The 25,530-nt window shown below is 39.0% G+C and carries 27 protein-coding genes; 25 read left to right on the top strand and 2 right to left on the bottom strand.

What is annotated here, in order from left to right; all coding sequences use genetic code 11:
* The first annotated feature begins 11 nt into the window (after positions 1–11).
* Genes coxB through ctaG form a run of 5 tightly spaced genes read left to right on the top strand, consistent with a single transcriptional unit; the run spans position 12 to position 4,920 of the window.
* On the top strand, positions 12–1,067 hold the full coding sequence (coxB, locus tag MMB69_RS20725; protein ID WP_013056079.1) for a cytochrome c oxidase subunit II: 1,056 nt from the start codon (positions 12–14) through the stop codon (positions 1,065–1,067).
* A gap of 34 nt (positions 1,068–1,101) precedes the next feature.
* Entirely contained in the window at positions 1,102–2,967 is a 1,866-nt protein-coding gene (ctaD, locus tag MMB69_RS20730; RefSeq protein ID WP_097823984.1) for a cytochrome c oxidase subunit I, read from the top strand.
* Positions 2,967–3,587 (top strand): cytochrome c oxidase subunit III, encoded by a 621-nt coding sequence (gene ctaE, locus MMB69_RS20735; protein WP_013056081.1) that lies wholly within the window; start codon positions 2,967–2,969, stop codon positions 3,585–3,587. The genes ctaD and ctaE overlap by 1 nt, the downstream gene beginning before the upstream one ends.
* Positions 3,588–3,591: 4 nt before the next feature.
* Positions 3,592–3,924, top strand: a complete 333-nt coding sequence (gene ctaF / locus MMB69_RS20740; protein WP_195780784.1) for a cytochrome c oxidase subunit IVB — start codon at positions 3,592–3,594, stop codon at positions 3,922–3,924.
* A gap of 57 nt (positions 3,925–3,981) precedes the next feature.
* Complete coding sequence (gene ctaG, locus MMB69_RS20745) at positions 3,982–4,920, top strand: cytochrome c oxidase assembly factor CtaG (RefSeq protein ID WP_277448381.1); 939 nt, start codon at positions 3,982–3,984, stop codon at positions 4,918–4,920.
* Between the two features lie 36 nt (positions 4,921–4,956).
* Here the strand turns inward: ctaG and MMB69_RS20750 are convergent, their stop codons facing one another.
* Positions 4,957–5,316 carry a YugN family protein gene (locus MMB69_RS20750; protein ID WP_013056084.1) on the bottom strand — a complete coding sequence of 120 codons (360 nt, stop codon included), beginning with the start codon at positions 5,314–5,316 and terminating at the stop codon, positions 4,957–4,959.
* Positions 5,317–5,501: 185 nt separating this feature from the next.
* Here MMB69_RS20750 and MMB69_RS20755 point away from each other — a divergent pair, with 185 nt between their 5' ends.
* From MMB69_RS20755 to MMB69_RS20770, 4 genes are all read left to right on the top strand, one after another.
* Positions 5,502–5,921, top strand: coding sequence for a CBS domain-containing protein (locus tag MMB69_RS20755; protein WP_013056085.1), 420 nt, complete (start codon positions 5,502–5,504; stop codon positions 5,919–5,921).
* A gap of 190 nt (positions 5,922–6,111) precedes the next feature.
* Complete coding sequence (locus tag MMB69_RS20760; RefSeq protein WP_029325123.1) at positions 6,112–7,128, top strand: CAP domain-containing protein; 1,017 nt, start codon at positions 6,112–6,114, stop codon at positions 7,126–7,128.
* Between the two features lie 84 nt (positions 7,129–7,212).
* Positions 7,213–7,989 carry a sporulation protein YpjB gene (locus MMB69_RS20765; protein ID WP_221785647.1) on the top strand — a complete coding sequence of 259 codons (777 nt, stop codon included), beginning with the start codon at positions 7,213–7,215 and terminating at the stop codon, positions 7,987–7,989.
* A 64-nt stretch (positions 7,990–8,053) separates the two neighbouring features.
* Complete coding sequence (locus MMB69_RS20770; protein ID WP_013056088.1) at positions 8,054–8,731, top strand: zinc metallopeptidase; 678 nt, start codon at positions 8,054–8,056, stop codon at positions 8,729–8,731.
* A 29-nt stretch (positions 8,732–8,760) separates the two neighbouring features.
* Here MMB69_RS20770 and MMB69_RS20775 read toward each other — a convergent pair whose 3' ends face one another.
* The gene (locus MMB69_RS20775) at positions 8,761–9,627 is read right to left on the bottom strand and encodes a YitT family protein (protein ID WP_013082317.1); all 867 of its coding nucleotides are present in this window, start codon (positions 9,625–9,627) and stop codon (positions 8,761–8,763) included.
* Positions 9,628–9,939: 312 nt separating this feature from the next.
* Between MMB69_RS20775 and MMB69_RS20780 the strand changes: the two genes are divergently transcribed.
* The 16 genes from MMB69_RS20780 to asnS all read left to right on the top strand — a co-directional run bounded on the left by MMB69_RS20780 (position 9,940) and on the right by asnS (position 25,391).
* Positions 9,940–10,269: a nucleotide pyrophosphohydrolase gene (locus MMB69_RS20780; protein ID WP_013056090.1), complete on the top strand. Its 330-nt coding sequence runs from the start codon at positions 9,940–9,942 to the stop codon at positions 10,267–10,269.
* A gap of 13 nt (positions 10,270–10,282) precedes the next feature.
* On the top strand, positions 10,283–11,083 hold the full coding sequence (gene dapB, locus MMB69_RS20785) for a 4-hydroxy-tetrahydrodipicolinate reductase (protein WP_013056091.1): 801 nt from the start codon (positions 10,283–10,285) through the stop codon (positions 11,081–11,083).
* 12 nt (positions 11,084–11,095) lie between these two features.
* Positions 11,096–11,494 carry a methylglyoxal synthase gene (gene mgsA, locus MMB69_RS20790; protein ID WP_013056092.1) on the top strand — a complete coding sequence of 133 codons (399 nt, stop codon included), beginning with the start codon at positions 11,096–11,098 and terminating at the stop codon, positions 11,492–11,494.
* 10 nt (positions 11,495–11,504) lie between these two features.
* Complete coding sequence (gene bshB1, locus MMB69_RS20795; RefSeq protein WP_221785646.1) at positions 11,505–12,215, top strand: bacillithiol biosynthesis deacetylase BshB1; 711 nt, start codon at positions 11,505–11,507, stop codon at positions 12,213–12,215.
* Positions 12,216–13,343: an N-acetyl-alpha-D-glucosaminyl L-malate synthase BshA gene (bshA, locus tag MMB69_RS20800; RefSeq protein WP_013056094.1), complete on the top strand. Its 1,128-nt coding sequence runs from the start codon at positions 12,216–12,218 to the stop codon at positions 13,341–13,343.
* Positions 13,344–13,358: 15 nt separating this feature from the next.
* Complete coding sequence (locus tag MMB69_RS20805; RefSeq protein ID WP_028407961.1) at positions 13,359–14,552, top strand: CCA tRNA nucleotidyltransferase; 1,194 nt, start codon at positions 13,359–13,361, stop codon at positions 14,550–14,552.
* Positions 14,537–15,526, top strand: a complete 990-nt coding sequence (locus MMB69_RS20810; protein ID WP_013056096.1) for a bifunctional biotin--[acetyl-CoA-carboxylase] synthetase/biotin operon repressor — start codon at positions 14,537–14,539, stop codon at positions 15,524–15,526. The genes MMB69_RS20805 and MMB69_RS20810 overlap by 16 nt, the downstream gene beginning before the upstream one ends.
* 272 nt (positions 15,527–15,798) lie before the next feature.
* Positions 15,799–16,632: a 3-methyl-2-oxobutanoate hydroxymethyltransferase gene (gene panB, locus MMB69_RS20815; protein ID WP_277448382.1), complete on the top strand. Its 834-nt coding sequence runs from the start codon at positions 15,799–15,801 to the stop codon at positions 16,630–16,632.
* Position 16,633: 1 nt separating this feature from the next.
* Positions 16,634–17,491 carry a pantoate--beta-alanine ligase gene (gene panC, locus MMB69_RS20820; RefSeq protein ID WP_221785644.1) on the top strand — a complete coding sequence of 286 codons (858 nt, stop codon included), beginning with the start codon at positions 16,634–16,636 and terminating at the stop codon, positions 17,489–17,491.
* Complete coding sequence (gene panD, locus MMB69_RS20825) at positions 17,492–17,875, top strand: aspartate 1-decarboxylase (protein ID WP_013056099.1); 384 nt, start codon at positions 17,492–17,494, stop codon at positions 17,873–17,875.
* 202 nt (positions 17,876–18,077) lie between these two features.
* On the top strand, positions 18,078–20,879 hold the full coding sequence (dinG, locus tag MMB69_RS20830) for an ATP-dependent DNA helicase DinG (RefSeq protein ID WP_221785643.1): 2,802 nt from the start codon (positions 18,078–18,080) through the stop codon (positions 20,877–20,879).
* 89 nt (positions 20,880–20,968) lie between these two features.
* Entirely contained in the window at positions 20,969–21,766 is a 798-nt protein-coding gene (locus MMB69_RS20835; RefSeq protein WP_221785642.1) for a ComEC/Rec2 family competence protein, read from the top strand.
* 188 nt (positions 21,767–21,954) lie between these two features.
* On the top strand, positions 21,955–22,125 hold the full coding sequence (locus MMB69_RS20840; RefSeq protein WP_013056102.1) for a YpmA family protein: 171 nt from the start codon (positions 21,955–21,957) through the stop codon (positions 22,123–22,125).
* Positions 22,126–22,136: 11 nt separating this feature from the next.
* On the top strand, positions 22,137–22,625 hold the full coding sequence (locus tag MMB69_RS20845) for a cell wall elongation regulator TseB-like domain-containing protein (RefSeq protein ID WP_221785641.1): 489 nt from the start codon (positions 22,137–22,139) through the stop codon (positions 22,623–22,625).
* Positions 22,626–22,758: 133 nt separating this feature from the next.
* Positions 22,759–23,943 (top strand): pyridoxal phosphate-dependent aminotransferase, encoded by a 1,185-nt coding sequence (locus MMB69_RS20850; RefSeq protein WP_221785640.1) that lies wholly within the window; start codon positions 22,759–22,761, stop codon positions 23,941–23,943.
* Between the two features lie 155 nt (positions 23,944–24,098).
* Complete coding sequence (asnS, locus tag MMB69_RS20855) at positions 24,099–25,391, top strand: asparagine--tRNA ligase (protein WP_028407969.1); 1,293 nt, start codon at positions 24,099–24,101, stop codon at positions 25,389–25,391.
* Positions 25,392–25,530 lie beyond the last annotated feature (139 nt).

Genomic DNA, 25,530 nt, shown 5'->3' on the forward strand with positions numbered 1-25,530 from the left:
TGGGGAATGGTATGAAAAAATGGCGATTGAACTTTCGTGTTTTGTCGTTATTTACGCTGCTTGCATTCGTGTTATCGGCCTGTGGAAAACCGTTTTTGTCAACACTTAAGCCTGCAGGTGAGGTAGCTGAAGAACAATATTCGCTTATGCTGCTTAGTACAGCCATCATGGTTTTAGTTATTATTGTTGTCACCATTATCTTTATATTTGTTATTCTGCGCTTTCGTCGTCGCAAAGGCGAAGAAAATGTGATTCCAAAGCAAGTAGAGGGGAGCAGAAAGTTAGAAATTATATGGACAGTGATTCCTATCTTGCTGCTGATTATTTTGACTGTTCCAACGGTCATCTCAACATTTAAGCTAGCGGATGTAAAAGGAATGAAGGACAAAGATGCTGTCGTAGTAAATGTGCGCGCTAACTTGTACTGGTGGGAATTTGAGTATCCTAATCAAAAAATTATTACATCGCAAGATCTAGTTGTTCCAACGGATAAAAAAGTCTACTTTAACATTAAAGCTTCTGACGTCAAGCACTCATTCTGGATTCCTTCAGTTGGAGGAAAGCTCGATGCTAACACAGAAAATGATAATAAATTCTGGCTAGTGTTTGATTCTAAAAAATCGAAGGAAGCTAACGGGGTTTTCTACGGAAAATGTGCTGAGCTTTGCGGTCCATCTCATTCTCTTATGGACTTTAAAGTACGGGCTGTATCAAGCGGTGAATTTGATACGTGGGCAAAAGATTTGAAAAAGGCAAAGCCTGATGTAGAGACAGCATCCGCAAAAGCTGGTCAAGAGGTCTTTAATGAAAGCTGTATCGGATGTCATGCTGTTGACGTTAAAGACAATCGTCCAGAGCAAGCTCGTCAAGCACCAAACTTAGCCGGTTTTTCTGAACGTGAGCGTGTAGCTGGGGTGCTTCCTCACAATAAGGAAAATATCAAAAAATGGTTAAAAGACCCTGAAAAAGTTAAGCCGGGTAATAAGATGAGTGGTACATATCCTGACTTAACAGATGAACAAGTGAATGAGCTAGCAGACTATTTAATGAGTTTAAAAGAAAAATAAACGTCCAGTCGTTTTTAAAAGGGGAGGTTTAGCGATGAGTACACTCAGTCAAAAGAAGGGTGTAGGTGGAACAATTTGGGACTTTATGACAACCGTTGACCATAAGAAAATCGCCATTCTTTATTTAATTGCCGGCGGTATCTTTTTTCTAGTCGGAGGAGTGGAAGCGCTATTTATACGTATTCAGCTGGCTATACCAAGCAATGACTTTGTCAGTGCAGGAACGTATAATGAAATTTTAACAATGCATGGAACAACGATGATTTTCTTAGCCGCAATGCCGCTTCTTTTTGCCATGATGAATGCAGTTGTTCCGCTGCAAATTGGAGCTCGAGATGTAGCATTTCCATTTTTAAATTTGTTAGGTTTTTGGTTGTTTGCCTTTGGGGGACTCTTTTTAAATCTAAGCTGGTTTTTAGGAGGAGCACCTGATGCAGGTTGGACATCATATGCTTCGCTGTCTATTGCATCACCTGGTCACGGAATTGATTTTTATGCGATAGGTTTGCAGATTTCCGGAGCCGGGACATTGATTTCAGGTATCAACTTTCTCGTGACAATCATTAACATGAGGGCGCCAGGTATGACTTATATGCGTATGCCGCTGTTTACGTGGACGACGTTTGTTGCATCAGCTCTTATTTTGTTTGCGTTTCCAGCACTAACGGTTGGATTGTTTTTAATGATTTTTGACCGCTTATTCGGTGGAAACTTTTTTGACGCCACAATGGGTGGGAACACCATTATCTGGGAGCATCTTTTCTGGATATTCGGTCATCCGGAAGTATATATTTTAATTCTCCCAGCGTTTGGTGTTTTCTCTGAAATTTTACCTACTTTTTCAAGAAAGAGATTATTCGGGTACTCGTCGATGGTTTTTGCTACCGTATTAATCGGATTTTTAGGGTTCATGGTGTGGGCTCACCACATGTTCACAACCGGACTTGGTCCAATTGCAAATGCCATTTTTGCTGTAGCTACGATGGCTATCGCCGTTCCAACTGGAATTAAAATTTTCAACTGGCTGTTTACGCTTTGGGGAGGAAGTATTGAGTTTACGTCTCCAATGCTGTATGCTGTCGCCTTTATTCCATCATTTGTTATCGGGGGAGTAACAGGAGTTATGGCAGCTGTAGCACCTGCAGATTATCAATTTCAAGATTCTTATTTTATCGTTGCCCACTTCCATTACGTTATCGTAGGCGGTGTCGTATACGCTATATTAGCAGGTGTCACATACTGGTGGCCAAAAATGTTTGGGAAGATGTTAGATGAAAAGTTAAGCAAAGCAACGTTTTGGCTCTTTTTGATTGGTTTCCACTTAACGTTCTTTATTCAGCATTTCTTAGGCCTAATGGGGATGCCTCGCCGTGTATGGACGTTCTTGCCTAATCAAGGTCTTGACCTTGGGAATGCAATCAGTTCATCAGGAGCTGCTTTCATGGCGGTTGCTACGCTCATTTTACTGGTTAATATTATAAAAACAACTGCCAAAGGACAAAGGGTAGGAGGAGACCCTTGGGGAGACGGACGTACATTAGAATGGGCTATTTCATCTCCGCCTCCAGAGTATAACTTTAAACAAACGCCGCTTGTACGCGGGTTAGATGCATATTGGATTGAAAAAATGGCAGGAAATAAAGAAATGACGCCAGCTGAACCTCTTGGTGATATTCATATGCCAAACTCGTCGTTTATTCCATTTATGATATCGCTTGGAATGTTTATTGCAGGGATTGGCTTTTTGTATCGAAATGATCATGCGTGGGGAGATATTGTAGGGATTATCGGAATGATCGTCATGTTTTTATCAATGTTCTTCCGTTCATGGATTGATGATCACGGCTTTCATATTCACAAAGAAGACTTAGTTGATGATGACAAGGAGGCGAAGATGTAATGGAGACTGAACAAAAGCTAACTGCTGAAACTTTCCCTGCTTCGCCTGAAAAAGCAACGCTTGAAGGGAAAAATAAATTTACTGGCTTTTGGCTCTTTTTAGGCGGAGAGACGGTTTTGTTTGCTTCACTTTTTGCTACTTATTTAGCGTTACGTAATTCAACGATGTCAGGACCTAAGCCAGAAGAATTGTTTGATATTAAGCTTGTTTTTGCAGCCACCATGATTTTATTAACAAGTTCACTAACAAGCGTATATGCTATGTATCATATGAAAAATTTTGAATTTAAAAAGATGCAGCTATGGTTAGGCGTTACGTGGCTTTTAGGTTTAGCATTTTTAGGGCTAGAAATTTATGAGTTCAGGCATTATGTTCATGAAGGACATACGTTTACAAGCAGCGCATTCGGTTCTTCTTTCTACGCGCTAGTTGGGACACACGGAGCTCACGTAACGTTCGGATTGCTTTGGATTGGTTCTTTGATGATTCGAAATGCGAAGCGGGGGTTAAACTTATATAACGCTCCTAAATATTATGTCGCAAGTTTATACTGGCACTTTATCGATGTTGTGTGGGTCTTTATTTTCACGGTTGTATATTTAATGGGAATGGTGGGATAAGCTGATGACGACAAATCAATCAAACTCAGATAACCCAAGGCTCAATTTAGATTATCGTAAAAAAAGAAACGCAGAAGATATGAAGATGCAAGTTATCTCTTTTGTGATGATGTTGTTTCTAACGCTAATTGCTTTTTTTGCGGTTTATCAAGAGTTTAGCGGATGGTACATTATGCCTGTGATCGTGCTCTTGGCCGTTGTTCAAGTCATTTTTCAACTTTATTATTTCATGCATATGAACCACAAAGGACATACCATACCAGCATTTTTCTTGTATTCAGGCGTATTGGTAGCTCTTTTAACCATTTTAGCTTTTGTAACCATTATTTGGTGGTAAAGAGAAGGGCTGGCATGCGCCAGTCCTTTTCATCATCTGTAGAAGGAGGAATAGACGTTGATTAACAATTTGCAGATGTTTGGTTTTGAAGCACTTTGGAGTCCTTACTATTTTTTAACCATTTGTCTGGTGACCGTCTTATATTTTTTCATCGTTGGTAGATGGAGAGGGAATTTTATAGGAGCGGTGGCCGTAAACAGAAAAACAAAAGCGTATTTTGTTATTAGCATGGTTCTTTTATATATATGTAAAGGAGGACCTGTAGATTTACTAGGTCACTTTATGTTTAGTGCTCATATGACGCAAATGGCAATCGTTTACTTGGTGATTCCTCCGCTTTTTATTTTAGGAATTCCGCCGTGGTTAGCTCGTTCTGTTATTTATGTAAAAGGGGTTAAACCTATTTTTAAATTCTTTACAAAGCCCTTAATTGCGCTACTATTATTCAATGGGTTATTTTCTTTGTATCATATTCCGCTGCTTTTTGATTTTATTAAAACGGATATGATGCTCCACGGAATCGTGAGTGTTGTATTATTTATCGCTGCATTTTGCATGTGGTGGCCACTCGTTAATCAGCTAGAAGAAGAACAAACGTTAAGTTCTTTAAAAAAGCTTGGCTACATTTTTGCAGATGGCGTACTCCTTACTCCAGCGTGCGCGCTGATTATTTTTGCAAATCATTCTTTATATGCGACGTATACAGACTCAAGCGCTTGGGTACAAGCTCTTTCTCTTTGTGTACCGCCTTCTATGATTGCCAGTTTAGGGCAGCTTGCTCCCGAGATGTTTAATACGCTGCCGCCTGTGGAAGATCAGCAGCTAGGCGGCGTTATTATGAAGATTATTCAAGAAATTGTGTATGGAACGGTTTTAGGATTTATTTTTTTTCAGTGGGCTCGAAAAGAACGAGAGAAAGATACGTACATGCCCGATTTTACTGAGCCTCAAGATATAAAAACAAAGGAATTTCCGTCTACTCCTCCTTTGAATTAAAAAAAGCGCAGTCTGATTACTGCGCTTTTTCTAATTCTATAGCTGAACGGTTTCAAGCTGTGATTTGATTTGTGTTAATATCTTTTCACACTGTTCTACAAGGGATGGCGGAAAATATTCGCCGTCTCCATATTCTACACCGTGAGGATAATAATGTTTGCCTAGTAGAGGTGTCATAAGATGAATAACAGCATGCCTGCCCCCTACGTCGCCTGAAATAGCATGTCCTTGGACTCGCAAATAGAAGGTATCTCGCTGAAACTCGAATTTTCGATCGTACGTGACGCGTTCATAATCCCATTGTCCGGCGCGGACCAGACCAAATTGATGCATAATCTCATCTAATAAATCTAAATCAACCTTTAATGAATCAAATTTTGCATATTCAAATTTCATATGAACTCCCTCCCAAAACAGATATACCCCAATTAAATCATAAGCTGAATGGATAAAACTTGCAATATCTAATAAGGAAAAATGTAAACGTTATCTATTTTTATTTAAACGTTTTAAATGCGAAAGTTTACTAAAAAGTTGGTCACACTATAAAACGAGCACACGATGTAAAGGAGGATAAAACAATGAAAACTGTACAAGAGGTAATGACAGCTGATACGGAAACATGCACCACGCTTGATAACGTATATGAAGTGGCAGTGAAAATGAAGGAATGGAATGTAGGAGCAATTCCAATTGTCGATAGAGATCAGCTAGTAGGGATGATTACAGATCGAGACTTAGTTATAAAAGGTATTGCAGAAAAGAAGCCAAATTCAAGTAAAGTAACGGATGTTATGAGTGAAGAGCTTATAACTATTACAGCGGAAGCCTCTGTAGAAGAAGCTTCTAAGCTTATGGCTCAACATCAAATCCGTCGTCTTCCCGTTGTGGAAAATCAAAAGCTAGTAGGGATCGTATCGCTAGGTGATTTATCAACGTTTCGCTATGCAAATGAACGTGCAGGAGAAGCGCTCTCAGACATTTCACAACAAACGCATTAAAAAGCGAAAGTCAACTGTTTGCAGTATATTCGTAAATAGTTGGCTTTTTCTTTTGTTTCCTCCATACCGATAGCTATTTTTTTTTGAATGCATGTATAATAGAGATAAAAATAAGTTAAACAGGTAAAGAAAACAGGTGTAAGGAGAGGAAGAAAAGCTGAAAAAAGTTATTTTTATTCTCGTATTAATAGTGGCATTTGTATACGCGGAGGATTATTTACCTCAGCTAGAAAAATATCTAACGGGTCAAAATATTGAGCAAAACCAAACGGATTCCAAAAGTCAGCCCACACAAGAAGTGGCTTCTTATGAAAAACAAAGTGAAAATATGATGAGACTCATTGGAGATCATTCAGAACAGTTAATTGGAATGCTTGGAGAGCCGGATCGTATTGATTCTTCTGCATATGGCTATGACTGGTGGATTTACAAAAAAAATCGTCAAACGTATGCGCAGGTAGGAGTAGAAAATAATCAAGTCGTATCTGTATACGTCATTGGCTCAAAAACAAATACAGATCCTTTTGAGATTGGTGAGAAGCGAGAGGAAGTAGAAAAAAGAGTTTCACTTTCATCCGAACTCACGCTTCAAAAAGACGGAAATGAATACCGATTTCGTCTGAGTGAAGAGGATATGAAAATGCGTCCCATTATTAAATATGGAGATGTATACGTCCAACTATATTTTGATCAGTTCCTTAATACAATCTCAAGTATTCGAATTATGGACATGGACACGCTATTAAAACAGCGTCCGTACGAAATTGTTTATCGCGGCGAGCTTCCCACAGCTCCGTCATTGACATCGGAGGAGTGGAAAAGCGTCCAGGAAGGAGAAGAGCAGCAAATTATCGATATTACAAATGTAATTCGAGACCGGTTTCAGCTGTCACCTTTAGCTTGGGACGAAGCCACTGCCGGAGTAGCTTATTTACACAGCAAAGAAATGAGCGACTTAAACTATTTCTCTCACGTTTCACCAGCACAAGGTGATTTAGGCAACCGTCTGCAAAAAGGTGATGTAGTATACCGTATCGCGGGCGAAAATATTGCCTCGAATTATCAGGATGGAATCGCTGCGGTTGAAGGGTGGCTTAATAGTGAGGGACATCGTAAGGCTTTACTCAATAAAGAGTTTACGCGTCTTGGTGTAGGTGTATATGAGAAATATTATACGCAAAACTTTATCACTCCGATGAATGAATAGTAAGTTTAAAACTTCCTTTTGAAAATAGGTCTACTCTTGTCCTCTTTCTCATAAGTTTTAGTAGAGGTTAGAGGAGGGACGAGAATGAAAGGAAGAATAGTAGGAATATTGCTCGTACTTTTCTTTGCATATACGACTACTGTACATGCAGCTGAAGGGCAGTGGGAAAAGCTTGATAACTTATCTGATCAAACGCTATCGCTTGTAGAGCAAAAGGAGTATAAAGCAGCCCAACATTTGTTCAGAAACTTTTCGAATGAATTTACCAGTCTCAATACAGCTTCTTTGGGCGTATCGGCCGAAGATATACGTATTTTAACTCTTTGTTATGAACAGGTAGAAAGGTCTCTTTTATCTTCTGATTCCAGTGATGAAGAACGTCTTCAAAAAGCTACTCAATTTCGATTATTAGTCGATGCGCTGCACAGCAAGCATCAGCCTATGTGGACTGAGCTCGAAGGCAGTATGCTAGCAACATTTAAAGAGATGCGAAATGAAGCGGTAAAAGGAGAACAAGCGGCTTATGAAGCGCAGCTTAAGCAATTTTTGAAGGAGTATGATATGATCTTACCGAGCGCGCAGGTAGACGTGTCGTCTCCCTACGTACAGCGTGTGAGCGCGGACGTTCACTTTTTACAAACTGAAGAAACGCTCAGTGAGATTAACGATGAGCAGTTTAACCAAATGGAACAAAACTTAAAAGATTTTTTTGAACAAGTAAAAGAAAATCGTACAGACCCGTCTTTTATTTGGGTTACAATTACCACCGGAAGTATTATTATTGCTACACTTTTTTATGTAGGAGCGCGAAAATATTTCGCTGACCAGAAAAGAAAGTCAGCTAGAGGGCGTAATGATTGACGTAAAAGCGCAGAATTGTCTAAAATAAAAGAGTAGTCAAACACATAATGAAAGGTGTGGGTAAATGAGCTTTTTGATTTATTTTCTCATTATTATCCTTGTGCCAATTTGGGCACAGTTTAAGGTGAGAAGTGCTTACAAAAAATATTCACAAGTAAGCAACTCATCAGGAATGACAGGCGCAGAAGTAGCAAGAAAAATTTTAGATGAAAACGGGTTGTACAACGTTCACGTAGAGCCTGTAGGTGGATTTTTATCGGATCACTACGATCCTCGTTCAAAAGTCATTCGTTTGTCAGAAGACAACTATTACGGAACGTCTGTCGCAGGCGCTGCCGTTGCGGCTCACGAAGTGGGACACGCGATTCAAGACAAAGAAAACTATTCGTTTTTACGTCTTCGCCACTCGCTTGTACCGGTGGCAAGCCTTGGATCAAACGCTTCTTGGATTTTAATTATGATTGGAATTATCGCGTCGATTAAGCCGTTGCTATTGTTAGGTATTATCTTCATGGCAGCAGCGGTCGTATTCCAAGTTGTAACACTGCCTGTTGAATTTAACGCTTCAAGCCGAGCGATGACGCAAATCGTCTCAGTCGGAGCGATTCGAAATGACGAAGAGCGCGAGACGCGCAAAGTGCTTAACGCAGCGGCTTTAACATACGTAGCAGCCGCAGCAGTAGCAGTTCTTGAGTTGGTTCGTTTAATCATGATTTATACAGGAATGAATAACGACGACTAATAAAAAAATACCGCATTAGCGGTATTTTTTTATCTTTCAAGCGGTTTTTTATTTTCATCAAGGGTAAATCCTTCGCCTAAGACATCATGAACATCCGTAACTGCAACGAATGCGTGTGGATCTACAGAAGTAATAACTTGCTTTAAACGGAAAATTTCATTTTTACTAACCACGCAGTATAGCACGTTGGTATCTTGCTTAGAAAAAGAACCTTGGCCTTTTAAAATCGTCACGCCTCGATCCATTTCTTTCATAATTTTATCCGATATGGCTTCGTTATGATTTGAAATGATCGTTGCTCCTTTTGCGGCATACGCGCCGTCTTGCATAAAGTCAATAACCCGTGCAGCGACAAAGACTGCAACAAGTGTGTACATAGCTTCTCGATAGGATAAATAAATGAGAGATGCACTAATCACAATAAAGTCAAAAAGAAACATCGTTTTCCCCATATTCCACCCGATATATTTTTGAACAACACGTGCGATGATATCGACTCCTCCTGTTGTTCCTCCAAACCTGAAAATAATACCAAGACCCACTCCAATAAAAACACCGGCAAAAAGAGCTGCTAGAGTCATATCATGACGCAGGGGCATATTCACCGGGAAGCGCTGGAATATCCATAAAAATAGGGATAAGCTGACGACTCCGAGCATGGTATAAATAAAGGCTGTTCTCCCTAATAGTTTCCACCCTACAAAAAACAAAGGAATATTTAACACTAAGTTAGAATAAGAGGGATCAATGTTAAATAAGAAAAATAAAAGCAGGGTAATGCCTGTGAATCCACCTTCAGCTAAATTGTTTTGCATGTTAAAATTAACAAGTCCAAACGCAAATATGGCAGCACCAAGCAGTATAAAAATAATATTTTTTAATCTGAGACCTTTCATACTTACAAACCTCCTATGACCGTTTTTGCACTACCTTATCATAAAGGAATATATTTCATTTCGTAAATAACTATCGAAAAGATTTTTGAAAATAGTAAAAAGTGATGATGTTTCTTCTAGTGCTATGTATTAGTAGTATCCTCAATTCGTAAAATATAGACAGATTTTTGAGAATTAAGGGAAACGTGAGGAATATCGTGAAAGAGCATCTGATAAAGGCTTGGTAAGAAGAAGTAATTACACTAAATAATTTGAAGTAAAGATGTTATAATAGTAAGCTGAGTGTACTTCTAAAAGAGGTGAAATAAAAAGATGTCAAAAAAAACGATGGAGCAAATGCAGCAAGAAGTTGATGCATATATTAGCCAATTTAAAGAAGGATATTTTAGTCCTCTTGCTATGCTTGCGCGCATGTCGGAAGAAGTGGGCGAATTATCGCGCGAAATTAACCACTATTATGGTGAAAAGCCGAAGAAAACGACTGAAGCAGAACGTACGGTCGAAGAAGAAATGGGCGACATTTTATTTGTATTAATTTGCTTTGCAAATTCATTAAATATCGATTTACAAGAAGCGCATGATCGCGTTATGAATAAATTTAATACGCGTGATAAAGATCGCTGGACGAAAAAAGAAGACTAAGGAGAGAAAAAGAATGGACAAAATTCGAATTGTACTTGCGGGACCAAGAGGTCGTATGGGAAAAGAAGCTGTGTTATTAATAGAAGAAACAGAGCATTTTGAATTAGTAGCAGCGGTAGATCGTATCAATGAAGGAAAATACATAAGTGATATTGAAGGAATGCCAAATGTACAAGCGCCAATCTACACGGATATTGAAAAATGTTTTCAAGACGTTAAGGCAGATGTTTTAGTTGATTTGACAACACCTGAAATTGGGCGCGTTCATACTAAAACAGCTCTAACATATGGAGTAAGACCTGTTGTAGGAACAACGGGCTTTTCAGAAGAAGATTTAAAAGAATTAAAGCAGCTTGCTGAAGAGAAGGAACTTGGCTGTATCATTGCACCTAATTTTGCGATTGGCGCTATTTTAATGATGAAGTTTTCACAAATGGCAGCTAAATACTTTGATGATGTTGAAATTATTGAAATGCATCACGATCAAAAGTTAGATGCACCATCAGGAACAGGCTTAAAAACAGCGGAGCTTATCAGTGAAGTTCGTGAAGCAAAAAAACAAGGTCATCCTGAGGAAAAAGAATTGCTAGAAGGGGCGCGCGGTGCAGATTATGAAGGAATCCGCCTACATAGCGTACGCCTGCCAGGACTGATTGCTCACCAAGAAGTGATGTTCGGAGGATTTGGACAAACATTAAAAATCCGTCATGATTCATACAACCGTGCTTCTTTTATGTCAGGTGTGAAGCTAGCCGTTGACACAGTTATGAACGTAGACACACTTGTATACGGGTTAGAAAATATTATTGACTAAGGAGCGAGAAAAATGAAAATCGCCTTAATTGCACATGATAAAAAGAAAAATGATATGGTACAATTCACAACAGCCTATCAAGCGATTTTACAGGAACATTCGCTGTTCGCAACAGGAACAACAGGAACGCGTATTTCAGAAGCAACAGGTTTGAAGGTTCACCGCTTTCAATCAGGACCGCTTGGAGGAGATCAGGAGATAGGCGCTTTAATTGCTCAAAATGAAATGGATATGGTTATTTTTTTCCGCGATCCGTTAACAGCTCAGCCTCATGAACCTGATATTTCAGCTCTGATGCGTCTCTGTGACGTCTATGCGGTTCCTCTTGCAACAAATATGGGAACAGCAGAGATTTTAATTCATGGACTTGAACGAGGCGATTTGCATTGGCGTTCAATTATAAAAAAATAGGGTGAAGATAATGAAAGAAACAATAGATATCCTTGCCTTTGGTGCTCATGCCGATGATGTAGAAATCGGCATGGGTGGAACCATTGCAAGAATGAGTGAACAAGGTTTGAAGGTAGTTATTTGCGATTTGACGCAAGCTGAACTTTCTTCAAATGGAACGGTTGAAATTCGAAAACAAGAAGCGTCCAAAGCTGCTGATGTCTTAGGTGTTCATGAGCGAATTCATCTTCATTTGCCAGACAGAGGTTTGGTTTTAAAGGCAGAGTATATAGCTGAAATTGCATCAGTCATTCGCATGTATCAACCAAGGATTATATTTGCTCCTTACTTTGAAGATCGTCATCCTGATCATGGGAATTGTGCAAAGCTTGTAGAAGAAGCCATGTTTTCCGCTGGCGTTAAAAATTATATCGATTATAAAAAGCAAAAAGCTCATCGTGCTGAGTCTCTTTATTTCTATATGATAAATGGATTTCATAAGCCAGATTTTATCGTAGATGTATCAAGCACGTTTCAAAAGAAAGTAGCTAGTCTAGAGGCTTATGAAAGTCAATTTATAAAAACAGCAGATACGTTTGATACGCCGCTGGTAAACGGATATATTGAAACGGTAGAGAGCAGAGAGCGATTATTTGGCAAAGAAGTCGGGGTAGCATACGGTGAAGGTTTTTTATCTAAAAAACCGATTTTGATGTACGACGATTTAGTAGGTGGAAAATAAATGAAGTTAAAAATTGGTATTACATGTTATGCTTCCGTTGGAGGTTCAGGAGTGGTAGCAACGGAGCTAGGGAAGCTGCTGGCTGAAAAGGGGCACGAAATTCATTTTATTTCCTCTAGCATGCCTTTTAGATTGACGAAAGTATATCCAAATATTTATTTTCACGAAGTAGATGTAAATCAGTACTCCGTCTTTAAATACCCTCCGTATGATCTTGCTTTATCCAGTAAAATGGCTGAAGTGGCTAAAAGAGAAAAGCTTGACATTATTCATACGCACTATGCAATCCCCCATGCCGTTTGCGGGATTTTAGCTAAACAAATGGTGGAGCACGAAGTGAAAATTGTGACGACTCTTCATGGGACAGATATTACGGTTCTAGGAGAGGATCCATCGTTAAAAGATTTAATTAAATTTGGAATTGAGAAATCAGATGCAGTGACGGCTGTATCTCAGTCACTTGTTGATCAAACTCACCATTTAATTAGTCCAGATAAAGAAATTGAAACGATGTATAATTTTATTGATGAACGAGTTTATCATAAAAAAGAAGTTCAGTATTTAAAAGCGGAGTATGGCATATTAGAAAATGAAAAAGTCGTTATTCATATTTCAAACTTTCGTCAAGTCAAACGAGTTACAGATATAGTCAAAACGTTTGCTATTATTAATAAAAAGCTTCAGTCTAAGCTGCTGCTTGTAGGAGACGGCCCTGAAATGACGGTTGTGTCTCAATTAGTAAGAGAGCTAAATCTTCAAGATTCTGTGTTATTTCTTGGGAAACAAGAAAATGTAGCAGAATTATATTCGATTAGCGATTTAAAATTGTTATTATCTGAAAAAGAAAGCTTTGGGCTTGTACTTTTAGAAGCTATGGCTTGTGGTGTTCCATGCATCGGAACAAATATAGGCGGAATTCCTGAAGTAATTGAACACGAAAAAACAGGATATATTTGCGAAGTGGGAGACGTCGAAGAGGCAGCGAGCAAAGCAATTCAGCTACTTGAAAATGAACAGCTGCATCACCAAATGAGGGAAGCGTCTCTAAGCGCAGTTAATCATAAATTTCATTCAACAGAGATTGTGAGTCAATATGAAAAACTTTATTATAAATTGGTACAGGGTTGAAGAATGGAGGACGTTATGAAAGAACCGTTCATTCATCCGCTTTATATTATTGAAAAACTGGAGACAGCCGGTTACGAAGCGTATTTTGTTGGAGGAGCGGTCCGGGATCTCATTTTAAATCGGACGATTGGAGATATTGATATCGCTACGTCAGCTAGGCCTGAACAAGTGATGGAACTCTTTCCTAAGACGATTCATGTAGGAATCGAGCATGGTACGGTTGTCGTTGTCCATGAGAACGAGACCTATGAGGTAACTACTTTTCGCTCTGAGGGAGAATATGATGATTTTCGTCGTCCCTCGTCCGTTACGTTTATTTCGTCTCTGATAGAAGATTTGCAGCGTCGCGATTTTACAATCAATGCAATGGCTATGAATGCAAAAGGAGAAATCATTGATCCATTTAATGGAAGAGAAGATTTACGAAACCAGTTAATTCGAACTGTCGGAAATGCTAAAGAACGCTTTCATGAAGATGCTCTTCGTATGATGAGAGCCGTTCGCTTTGTCAGTCAGCTGGCGTTTTCGCTGTCTGATCAAACTAAAAGAGCCATTCAACAATACGGTGAACTGCTGAGGCACGTTTCTATTGAACGCATTACAGTTGAATTCGAAAAAATGCTGAGTGGAAAGCGTCCGTCTTTAGCATTAGCACTTGTAGCAGATACGGAGCTGTATCGCTACTTACCCCAATTGAATGTAGATCCGCAAAAATTCCGATCTGTTTGTGCACACGATTGGATGATGCTTCAGCGAGTATCGGAGTCATGGACACTTCTGGTACATCTACTCGACATTCAAGACAAGCAGGCATTTTTTAAAAGCTGGAAATTATCTAATAAGCAAATTAAAGATATTCAGCTTCAGTCTATTGGTCTTCGAGACGTTTTGGAAAATGGATGGTCAAAACGCATCATGTATACAATTGGAGAGCAGGCCAGCGTAAGCGTGAATCGTATTTTACAACTTCTTCGAAGCAATGAGCACATGAATGAACATGAGCTTCTTTACATCTATAGCGAGCTGCCTATTCATTCTTTAAAAGATTTAGATATAAATGGTCAAGATCTTTTAGTGTGGACAGGTAAAAAGGGTGGTCCATGGGTGTCTCAACTGTTAAAAGAAATTGAGGAGAAAGTTCTATACAATGAGTTAATGAACACGAAATCTTCAATAAGAAAGTGGGTGCAGTCTTGCAGTCAGATATAAGAAGAACGCTGCTTGAAATGTTTACGAACGCAGATGGGGACTATGTGTCCGGCCAAAAGATCAGCGATTTATTAGGCTGTTCAAGAACAGCTGTATGGAAGCATATCGAAGAGCTGCGAAAAGACGGCTATGAACTTGAAGCTGTTCGTAAAAAAGGCTATCGTATTGTTGGGAAGCCGAACAAAGTAAGCAGCAACGAGCTTTTATTAGGGCTCCAAACAACAAAAATCGGTCAGTATATTCATTATGAGGAAAGCGTACATTCTACTCAAAAAATTGCTCATCGAATTGCTCAAGAAGGAGCAAAAGAAGGAACGGTCGTAGTTGCTGAAGAGCAAACGGCAGGGAGAGGAAGACTTGATAGAGCGTGGTATTCCCCAAAATATACTGGTGCCTGGATGAGTATTATACTGCGTCCTTCTATCCCTCCGCAGCAGGCTCCTCAGCTGACTCTACTATCAGCAGTGGCTGTTGTACAGGCCATTCAAGAAGTGACGAACCTTTCTCCAGACATTAAATGGCCTAATGATGTTTTATTAAATGGGAAGAAGCTAGTTGGGATTTTAACAGAAATGCAGGCTGATTTTGACCGGATTCATTCGGTCATCATTGGAATCGGCATCAATGTGAATCAGCAGGAAACGGATTTTAATGAACAAATCAAACACATTGCCACATCTTTACGTATTGAAAAAGGTGAAGAAATTAATCGTGCAGCTTTGATGCAAGCGTTTTTCTTAAAGTTAGAAACCCTTTACGAAGAATACTTAAAAAATGGCTTTGGTTTAATTAAAGTTCTTTGGGAAACGTATGCGATCAGTATTGGCAAGCGAATTATAGCACGCACGATGACAGCCAACATTGAAGGCTTTGCAAAAGGTATAACAGATGAAGGCGTTTTATTGATTGAAGATGACGAAGGAGTTATACACCGAATTCATTCTGCAGATATTGAGCTCTCTGCTAAAAAATAGTAGAAAAATAAAGAAATTTTTATTATAATACGAGTATCAAGGTAGTATCGCAAGAACTTCACTTGATACTCGTTTGTTTATTTTTAATACGACAATAAATCTGCCTTGATCCATTAAGGACTAGGACAGAGGGATGACGCGTAGGTAAGCACATTAGGTAAAGTGTGCTTTTTATAGATGAAGTCTGTCAAAGTCCTTCTTCCTTTTATAGGTAGAAGGACTTTTTGTGTGCAGACGTGCGCTCATCTCCTCTGAGAAGGAGGAGAAAGTTAGTGAAAACAAAATTAGATTTTTTACGTATGAAACAAAACAATGAACCAATTGTGATGCTGACTGCGTACGATTATCCGTCAGCTAAGTACGCTGAGGAAGCAGGGGTAGACATGATTTTAGTAGGCGATTCTCTAGGAATGGTCGTTTTAGGATATGATTCGACGATTCCTGTAACGGTAGGTGATATGATTCATCATACAAAAGCGGTTAAAAGAGGAGCTGCTGATACATTTATCGTCACCGACATGCCATTTATGTCCTATCACGTGTCGAAAGAAGACACGATGAAAAATGCTGCTCGCATTATGCAGGAAAGCGGAGCTCATGCTTTAAAAGTAGAAGGTGCAAACGATGTTCTTTATACAATTTCAGAATTGACGCAAGCTGGTATTCCAGTTGTTGCACATCTCGGGTTAACACCTCAGTCTGTCGGTGTCCTGGGCGGCTATAAAGTGCAAGGGAAAGAAGCGAAAGAAGCCAAACAGCTAATCCAAGACGCGATCAAGTGTGAGCAGGCGGGAGCTATTGCTGTTGTATTAGAATGTGTTCCTAAACAAGTAGCAAAACAAGTAGCTGAACGCTTAAGCATTCCCACAATCGGAATTGGAGCAGGAGCTGATACGGATGGTCAAGTACTTGTATACCACGATGTATTAACGTACGGCGTAGAGCGTGTGCCAAAATTCGTTCAGTCATTTGCGAAAATAAATGAGCCTATTTTACAGGGGCTTTCTCAGTATGTAAGTGAAGTGAAAAAAAGAGAGTTTCCGAAAGAAGCCCATACTTTTTCAATGAAAGAAGAGCAGTTAACGGCGCTGTACGGAGGAAAATAAGATGAAAGTCATTACAACAATTAAAGACATGCAGCAGGAGATGAAAAAAGAAAAGCAGCTTGGACGTTCAATTGGATTTGTCCCGACGATGGGCTATTTGCATGAAGGCCACGCTACTTTGCTTGGAGCGGCTCGCACAGAAAATGAAGTAGTGGTGCTAAGTATTTTTGTGAACCCGACTCAATTTGGACCAAATGAAGATTTTGATACGTATCCAAGAGATTTTGAACGCGATGAGCGCGTGGCAAAAGAAACTAACGTCGACTATTTATTTTATCCTTCAGTAGAGGAAATGTATAAGTCAAGCCGTTCAGTTGCTATAACCGTGACCGATCGTGTAGACGTATTGTGTGGACAGAAGCGCCCCGGCCATTTTGACGGAGTAGCCACGGTCCTAACAAAGCTTTTTCACATTGTAACACCAGATCGTGCATACTTTGGTAAAAAAGATGCGCAGCAAGTTGCTGTGGTAGATGGCTTAATTGAAGACTTTAATTTTCCTGTGGAGCTTAGAGCAGTAGATACGGTGAGAGAAGCAGATGGATTAGCTAAAAGTTCTCGTAACGTATATTTAACAGATAAAGAAAGAGAAGAGGCACCTGTTTTATTTAAGAGTTTACAAAACGCTTTGCAGCTTCTTGAAAGCGGAGAGAAGCAAGTAGAACTCCTTAAAGAGACCATTCGAAAAGAAATTGAGCAACATACGAGCGGTAAAGTGGATTATATTGATGTTTATACGTATCCAGAGCTAAAAACGATTAAGCAAGCCGCTGGAAAAATCATTATTGCTTTAGCTGTTCAATTCTCTAAAGCCCGTTTGATTGATAATGTAATTGTAGACGTACAGGAGGATAACTAAATGTTTCGCACGATGATGAATGCTAAAATACACAGAGCTCATGTAACTGAAGCCAACTTAAATTATGTTGGCAGTATCACCATTGATGAAGATATCATCGACGCAGTAGGAATCGCAGCAAACGAAAAAGTCCAAATTGTAAACAATAATAACGGAGCTCGCTTGGAAACGTATGTGATTCCCGGCGAACGCGGGAGCGGCGTAGTTTGTTTAAATGGAGCTGCTGCAAGACTCGTGCAGCCTGGAGATATTATCATCATTATCTCTTATGCGCTCGTGGCCAATGAAGAAGTAGCCCACCATCATCCAACCGTAGCGATTATGAACGAGCAGAATAAAATCCAACAATTGCTTAAACAAGAACCAGCTGGTACAATTCTATAAGAACAGTCCCCCTTTATGAGGGGGATTTTTATTTGAATACATACGCTAGTAAGTGAACGGTATAAACCTCTATACACACTAAAGTAAAACTTCTATGTATGAAAGCCTCTCTGTTTTTCACGAGAAGGAGTTGCGCTTTTAAAGCATATAGAGCAGGCTTTCACTTTATACTATAAAAAGACAGACTTGCGAGGTGTTGACCGTGAATAAACGCTTTGTTGTGGTAGATCTTGAAACGACGGGACATTCTCCAAAACAAGGAGATAAAATGATTCAATTTGCTGCTGTCATAGTAGAAGACGGCAAAATTGTTGAACGTTTTTCTAGTTTTTTAAATCCTGGTATGGATATTCCGCCTTTTATTACACAACTAACTAACATTCAAAATGATATGGTGAAAGATGCGCCTTTATTTAAAGAAATTTCACCTAAAATTATAGAATTGCTAGATGATGCTTATTTTGTTGCACATAATGTGGCATTTGATTTAACTTTTTTACAAGAAGAACTCTATCAGTGCGGAAGGGAGACGCTTTATAATTCAACCGTAGACACCGTCGAACTGGCCCGGATTCTGCTGCCTACAGTTGATGGGTACAAACTTAGCCAATTAGCTGAGTATTTACATATTGAACATGAAAACCCTCATCAAGCAGATAGTGATGCAGAAGTAACGGCACGTATTTTACTGTTACTAATTGAGAAATTAAAGAAGCTGCCTCTAACAACCTTAAAGCAGCTGTATGCGCTAAGCTTGCACTTTAAAAGTGAAATTGGAGAACTGATTCAACAAGTTATAGATGATAAAAGTTATGCTGAGGATGATTCTTATGAATTTATACATGGGATTGCGCTAAACAAATATCAGCCGCATTCAGCTAATGAAAAGCAGCACTCTCATACGTACGAAATATTTGAAACTGAAAAGCAAAAGCTGTTCCATCAGGCTCTGCCATTGTTTGAAGAACGAAAAGGGCAGTGGGAGATGATGAACTTTGTACAAGAGTGCTTTGCAGGTAATGAGCATGCTTTAATTGAAGCCGGGACCGGTATTGGTAAAACCTACGCTTATTTAGTTCCTGCCGTGTTTTATGCTTCTGTTCATCATCACCCAGTCATTATCTCAACCAACACGGTAACGCTTCAGCAGCAAATCATCGAAAAAGATGTGCCTATTCTAGAAAAGATTGTTCCATTTCCTGTTACAGCAGCTGTTTTAAAAGGAAGAGAACACTACATTAGTATAAGAAAATTTATTCAGCTCTTAAAAGAGCGCAATAATAATTACGATGCAATCCTCACAAAAGCGAAGCTGCTTATTTGGCTGACGGAAACGGAAACGGGCGACAGCGATGAAATAAACCTGCCTTCTGGCGGCAAACTTTTTTGGGAACAGCTAAATGAAAGCAATCCGTCTCCAAGTGACTTTAAGCATCCTTGGAAACTTTATTCTTTTTATGAACGAGCGCAGAACAGAGCGCAAAATGCCCACATAGTAGTGACAAATCATCGCTTGCTGTTGATGGATGTGATGAGTAATCATGAGCTGCTGCCTGAGTATGAACAAATTATTATTGACGAGGCTCATCACTTAGAAGACATTGCTGGAGAAGAGCTGGGGGAGCGCTTAGATTATTTTGCGGTTCATGCACTATTAAACCGAATCGGCACCATTCAAGACAAAGGGCTGTTAAAAAAAGTTCATCATACCTTTGTAAAATATAGCATCGAGCTTAACACTGAACTTCTTCAAAACCTGTTTGTGCAGCTTCATTCTGAGTGCGATGACTTATTTCGTTTGATTCATTCTTTTGTCCAAAAAAGAATCGGCAATCAGCAGGGCGAGATTGGAAGAAGCAGCTATCGATATAAAGTGGAAAAAGAGCATGGGCATTACTGGACGGCTATTCAAGAAGCAGCTTCGCGCATTCGTTTTTTAATTCACGATCTTTTTACATGGAATGATGGGGCAAGACATTCCTTTGACGAACTATATGACAAAGTCACAAAAAATGAACAGTCGTCTCTTCATGAATTTCAAACGGCTGTTAAAGGATTTGAGCACATATCTCAGCAAATAGAAAAGCTTTTGTTCAAACAGCAGAGTCATCACGTAACGTGGTTTGAGATTGAACCAAAAGGAGCAGCGAATGCTACGTATATCTATAGTCAGCCTACTTCCATTGCCGATACGCTAGCTGATGAATTTTTCGCTAAGAAACAAAGCGTTATTTTAACATCGGCTACATTGACGGTGAATGGAACATTTGATTATTTAATTCAAGAGCTAGGGTTATATGACTTTCAGCCTGCTCAACTCATTCTCCCTTCCGAGTTTGATTATGAGAAGCAAGCTAGAGTCTATATTCCTCAAGATATGCCTGCTGTTAACGAAGTATCATTATATGAGTATAGCGCTATGATGGCAGAAAGTATTCTTGACGTAGCTAAAGTAACAAATGGTCGTATGCTGGTGCTTTTTACTTCATATGACATGTTGAAAGCTACGTATGGTTATTTAAAAGAGTTAAACGATCTTGAAGAGTTTGTACTGCTCGGTCAAGGAGTCACAACTAGAAACCGTAATAGACTGCTAAAAGACTTCAGCCAGTTTGAGCATTCCATTCTATTAGGTACAAACAGCCTGTGGGAAGGAATTGATCTGCCAGGAGATTTATTATCATGTCTCGTAATTGTCAGACTTCCTTTTTCATCTCCAAATCAACCTCTGCTGACAGCTAAATTTGAGCAGATGAAAAAAGAAGGAAAAAGTCCTTTTATGAATTATTCACTTCCTCAGGCCGTTATCCGTTTTAAACAAGGATTTGGACGGTTAATTCGTTCCAAAAGTGACCGAGGAGCTATATTTATTTTTGATAATCGTATTACGCGCACAGCATATGGATACCATTTTCTTCATTCACTTCCAAAAGTCAAGGTTGTTCAAAAGACGTTTTCGAATATCTTACTGGACTACAAAGAATGGTGGAATGAAAAGACTTGAGCATACGCTTAAGTCTTTTTTTTATGCATACTGTTTCTTCACTTGAGAGACGATAGTAATATACTATGATAAGCAAATGAGGACAGTGTATGATTAAAATATTGCTAAGTGCTGTACTACTTTTTAGTTTTATGAACTGTTCGGTTTCAGCAGCCGTCATTAAAAACGTAGATTTTGGTTTGCAAGCTGATGAAGTAGTGATTACCTTTCTACCTCTTTCAGCTGGAGAAGCGAGTCTGATTCAAGATGGAAGCGGTAAGACTATTTTGATAAATACCGGTAATGCATCTTCCTATCCCGAGCTAAAGAAGTGGTTGAAGCGATATAAAGTAAAAAAAATCAACCAATTAGTGATTACAAAACAGCAAAAGTACTATGATTCAAATGTTCAGCGAGCTGTGAATGATTATCATATAGAGCGTATTATTGTCCCAGCTCAGTACCGGGCGGAATTTCAAACAGAGAAGTGGAAAGAAAATGATTTATTTCAGTTAACAAATAATATACACGTTGATGTCTTGCATGCATCGAAGCAAAAAACAGCGGCTATGGACCTATTATTTACGATTGGAGAACATCGGATTCTATATGCAATGAGCAGCTCAGATGAAGTAGAAGAAAAGTTTTTACGCATTCCTCTTACCCATGTAGATGTATTAAAAATTCCTAATTTTGGAGAGGGAACGTTTTTTTCGAATGCATTTTTGAAGCAATTAGATACACAGCTTGCGGTTGCGTTTACGAAACCAGGCCGTTCCTATTCCCCTCGACTGCTTTCAAATTTAACAGCTGAATGGATTGAATTATATGACGTAAGAGAGGGGAGCGCTTACTCTATTAAAATGTCGCTAAAATCCTATGATGTGATGAAATTTTCTGCAAAATAAACAAATTTCCTTTTGCAAAAAGAGGTAAATTCCTTATAATATTATATATGTTTACTTATTTATTCGGTTTTTACGCAAAACGTACAGACGGGATTGATGAGTGAAAAAGATGACGATGGTTTTTGATACCTGTTATAATACGGATATCGTCATTTTTGCGTCGTGATAGACGAGCTAGGAGGTTTACAATGGAAAGTAGGATTGAAGTATTATCAACTGTCCGCGTGGAAAATTCCTCGGATTTATATAAAATTGTTGATAGTTTGAATCGCACGTTGAAAAAGCAAGATTTGATGTTCGGATTAGCGTTAGATGAAGAAGATCAAAGCAAAGCTGTATTTACAATTTATCGTACATAAGTAGGGATTTTATGAAAAAGTTAATTATTGTAGCCGTAGCTGCTGTGCTTTTAATTATCGGGGGCATTTCTTTTAGCATTTATCGCTCGTCCGTGAAGGATGTTCAGTCTGCTGAGGAGAAAGCAGCATCCCAAGCAAAAAAAGAATTTAATTTGAAATCTGTCACAAGCACCCAGCCATATTTCGGCAATCATGCATTTTATGTAGTAGAAGGTACAAACCGAAGCAATCAAAAGGTAATTGCTTGGATGCCTAAAAGCAAAAAACAAACAGCAGTTTTAAAGAAAGCAAGCAGCGGGATCACAAAAGAAAAAGCCATTTCCATTGTGAAAAATGATAAAAACCCGCAGGAAATTAAGTCGGTGCGCCTAGGCATTGAAAATAAAAAGCCGCTGTGGGAAGTAACATATGTGGATAAAGATAAGAAACATTTAACATACTATTATCTTGATTTCTCTAGCGGTGAATTTATAAAACGATACAGCTTATCTCAATCATAAATCGTTTATACCATATGAAATACCATATGTGTCATAATATAAGATTTCAGCGCTTTATGAAAATGAAGCCAATTTTTTATCTATAATCAGCCCGCGGGCTGATTATAGCTTTAGTTCATAGGGGGAGATTTTAGTGAAGTTAGCAAAACGTGTATCAGCATTAACGCCATCATCAACATTAGCGATTACAGCAAAAGCGAAAGAATTGAAAGCGGCTGGTCATGATGTGATTGGACTTGGAGCAGGGGAACCTGATTTTAATACGCCGCAACACATTTTAGAAGCGGCTGTTACAGCAATGAATGATGGTCAGACAAAATATACGCCAGCAGGCGGCCTTGCACCATTAAAAGAAGCGGTAATTGAAAAATTCAAACGCGACCAAGGCCTGACGTATTCACCTTCTGAAATTATTGTTTGTACAGGTGCTAAGCACGCACTGTATACGTTATTTCAAGTTCTGTTAGACGAAGGTGACGAAGTGATTATCCCAACTCCTTACTGGGTAAGTTATCCTGAGCAAGTAAAGTTAGCAGAAGGTACACCAGTATTCGTTGAAGGTTCTGAAAATAACGAATTTAAAATCACACCTGAACAATTAGAAGCGGCTATTACTGCTAAAACCAAAGCTGTTATTATCAATTCACCAAGCAACCCAACAGGTATGATTTACACAAGAGAAGAGCTACAAGCTTTAGGAGAAGTTTGCTTGAAGCACGATATTTTTATCGTATCAGATGAAATTTATGAAAAGCTTGTGTATGGTCAAAATGAACATGTATCGATTGCACAGCTTTCACCAGCGTTAAAAGAAAAAACAATTATCATTAACGGTGTTTCTAAGTCACATTCCATGACGGGCTGGCGCATTGGATATGCAGCTGGTGATGCTACAGTTATTAAAGCGATGACAAACCTAGCGAGTCACAGCACGTCAAATCCAACATCTATTGCTCAATATGCAACAATTGCTGCTTATAACGGCACTCAGGAGCCGGTGGAAATGATGCGACAAGCTTTTGAAGAGCGTCTAAACGTGATTCATGAAAAGTTGGTTAACATTCCAGGGTTCTCATGCTTAAAACCACAGGGTGCTTTCTACTTATTCCCTAACGCAATTGAAGCTGCAAAGTTAACTGGCTTTGATACAGTTGATGCTTGGGTAGAAGCTATTTTAGAAGAAGAGAAGGTAGCCCTAGTTCCTGGATCAGGATTCGGTTCACCTGAAAATGTACGTCTTTCTTATGCTACATCACTAGATCTGCTAGAAAAAGCAGTGGAACGCATCCATTCATTTATGACTCGTCATATGAAATAAAAAAGATTATATTTAAAAACAAAGGAGCCTTTTAGCACAAATCACACGTGTTAGAAGGCTCTTTTTGTTTGTTACTTGTTATTATGTTTGTCGAAATGTATAATAGGATGGCATACATAATTACGAAATGTAAGTTTTTTGGAGGGATATTAATCGTGAAAATTACGATTTCAGAAGCAAGCAAGCATGTAGGAAAAGAAGTAACAATTGGTGCTTGGTTAGCGAATAAACGTTCAAGTGGTAAAATTGCCTTTTTACAGCTGCGCGATGGATCTGGATTCATGCAAGGGGTAGTTGTAAAAGCTGAAGTAGAAGAAGAAACTTTTAAATTAGCTAAATCTATGACGCAAGAATCATCACTATATGTAACAGGTGTAGTACGTGAAGATGAGCGCTCACCGTTTGGCTATGAGTTAACAGTTACAAGTCTTGAAGTTATTCATGAAGCTGTTGATTATCCAATTACGCCAAAAGAACATGGCACAGAGTTCTTAATGGACAACCGTCATTTATGGCTGCGTTCTAAACGCCAACATGCTGTTATGAAGGTTCGTAACGAAATTATTCGTGCAACGTATGAATTCTTTAACGAAAACGGGTTTACAAAAGTAGATCCGCCAATCCTAACAGGAAGTGCTCCTGAAGGAACAACAGAATTATTCCACACGAAATATTTTGACGAAGATGCATATCTTTCTCAAAGTGGCCAGCTTTATATGGAAGCAGCGGCAATGGCGCTTGGAAAAGTATTTTCATTCGGTCCAACGTTCCGCGCTGAAAAATCTAAAACACGCCGTCATTTAATTGAGTTTTGGATGATTGAACCAGAGATGGCTTTCTACCAATTCGAAGATAACTTGAAAGTACAGGAAGAGTATGTGTCTCATGTTGTACAGTCTGTTTTAACAAACTGTAAGTTAGAGTTAAATGTACTAGGCCGTGATACATCTAAGTTAGAACAAATTAAAGCGCCATTCCCTCGTATTTCGTACGATGACGCTCTTAAGTTCTTACATGAAAAAGGATTTACAGACATTCAGTGGGGAGATGACTTTGGAGCACCGCATGAAACGGCTATCGCAGAAAGCTATGACAAGCCGGTATTCATTACACACTATCCAACGTCATTAAAACCATTTTATATGCAGCCAGATCCAACAAATGAAGACGTAGTATTATGTGCAGACTTAATCGCACCAGAAGGCTACGGAGAAATTATTGGAGGCTCTGAACGTATTCATGATCAAGAGCTTTTAGCTCAGCGTGTAGAAGAGCACAAATTAGATACTGAAACGTATAAGTGGTATTTAGAGCTTCGTAAGTATGGTTCAGTTCCACATTCAGGATTTGGTTTAGGCCTTGAGCGTACGGTAGCATGGATTAGCGGCGTAGAACACGTTCGTGAAACAATTCCATTCCCACGCTTATTAAACCGTTTATACCCGTAAGGAAGTGAAAAAAGTATTCTGACTCTTGTAGTCAGGATACTTTTTTAGCTTTTTTTATGAATCATAAAAAGAAAAGATAAACGAGGCTTTTACTTATATCATAAGGAAACAAAGGCAAACATAGAAAAGAGTCTAACTT

The organism is Priestia sp. P5 (genome assembly GCF_029522155.1).
Lineage (GTDB): Bacteria > Bacillota > Bacilli > Bacillales > Bacillaceae_H > Priestia > Priestia megaterium_E.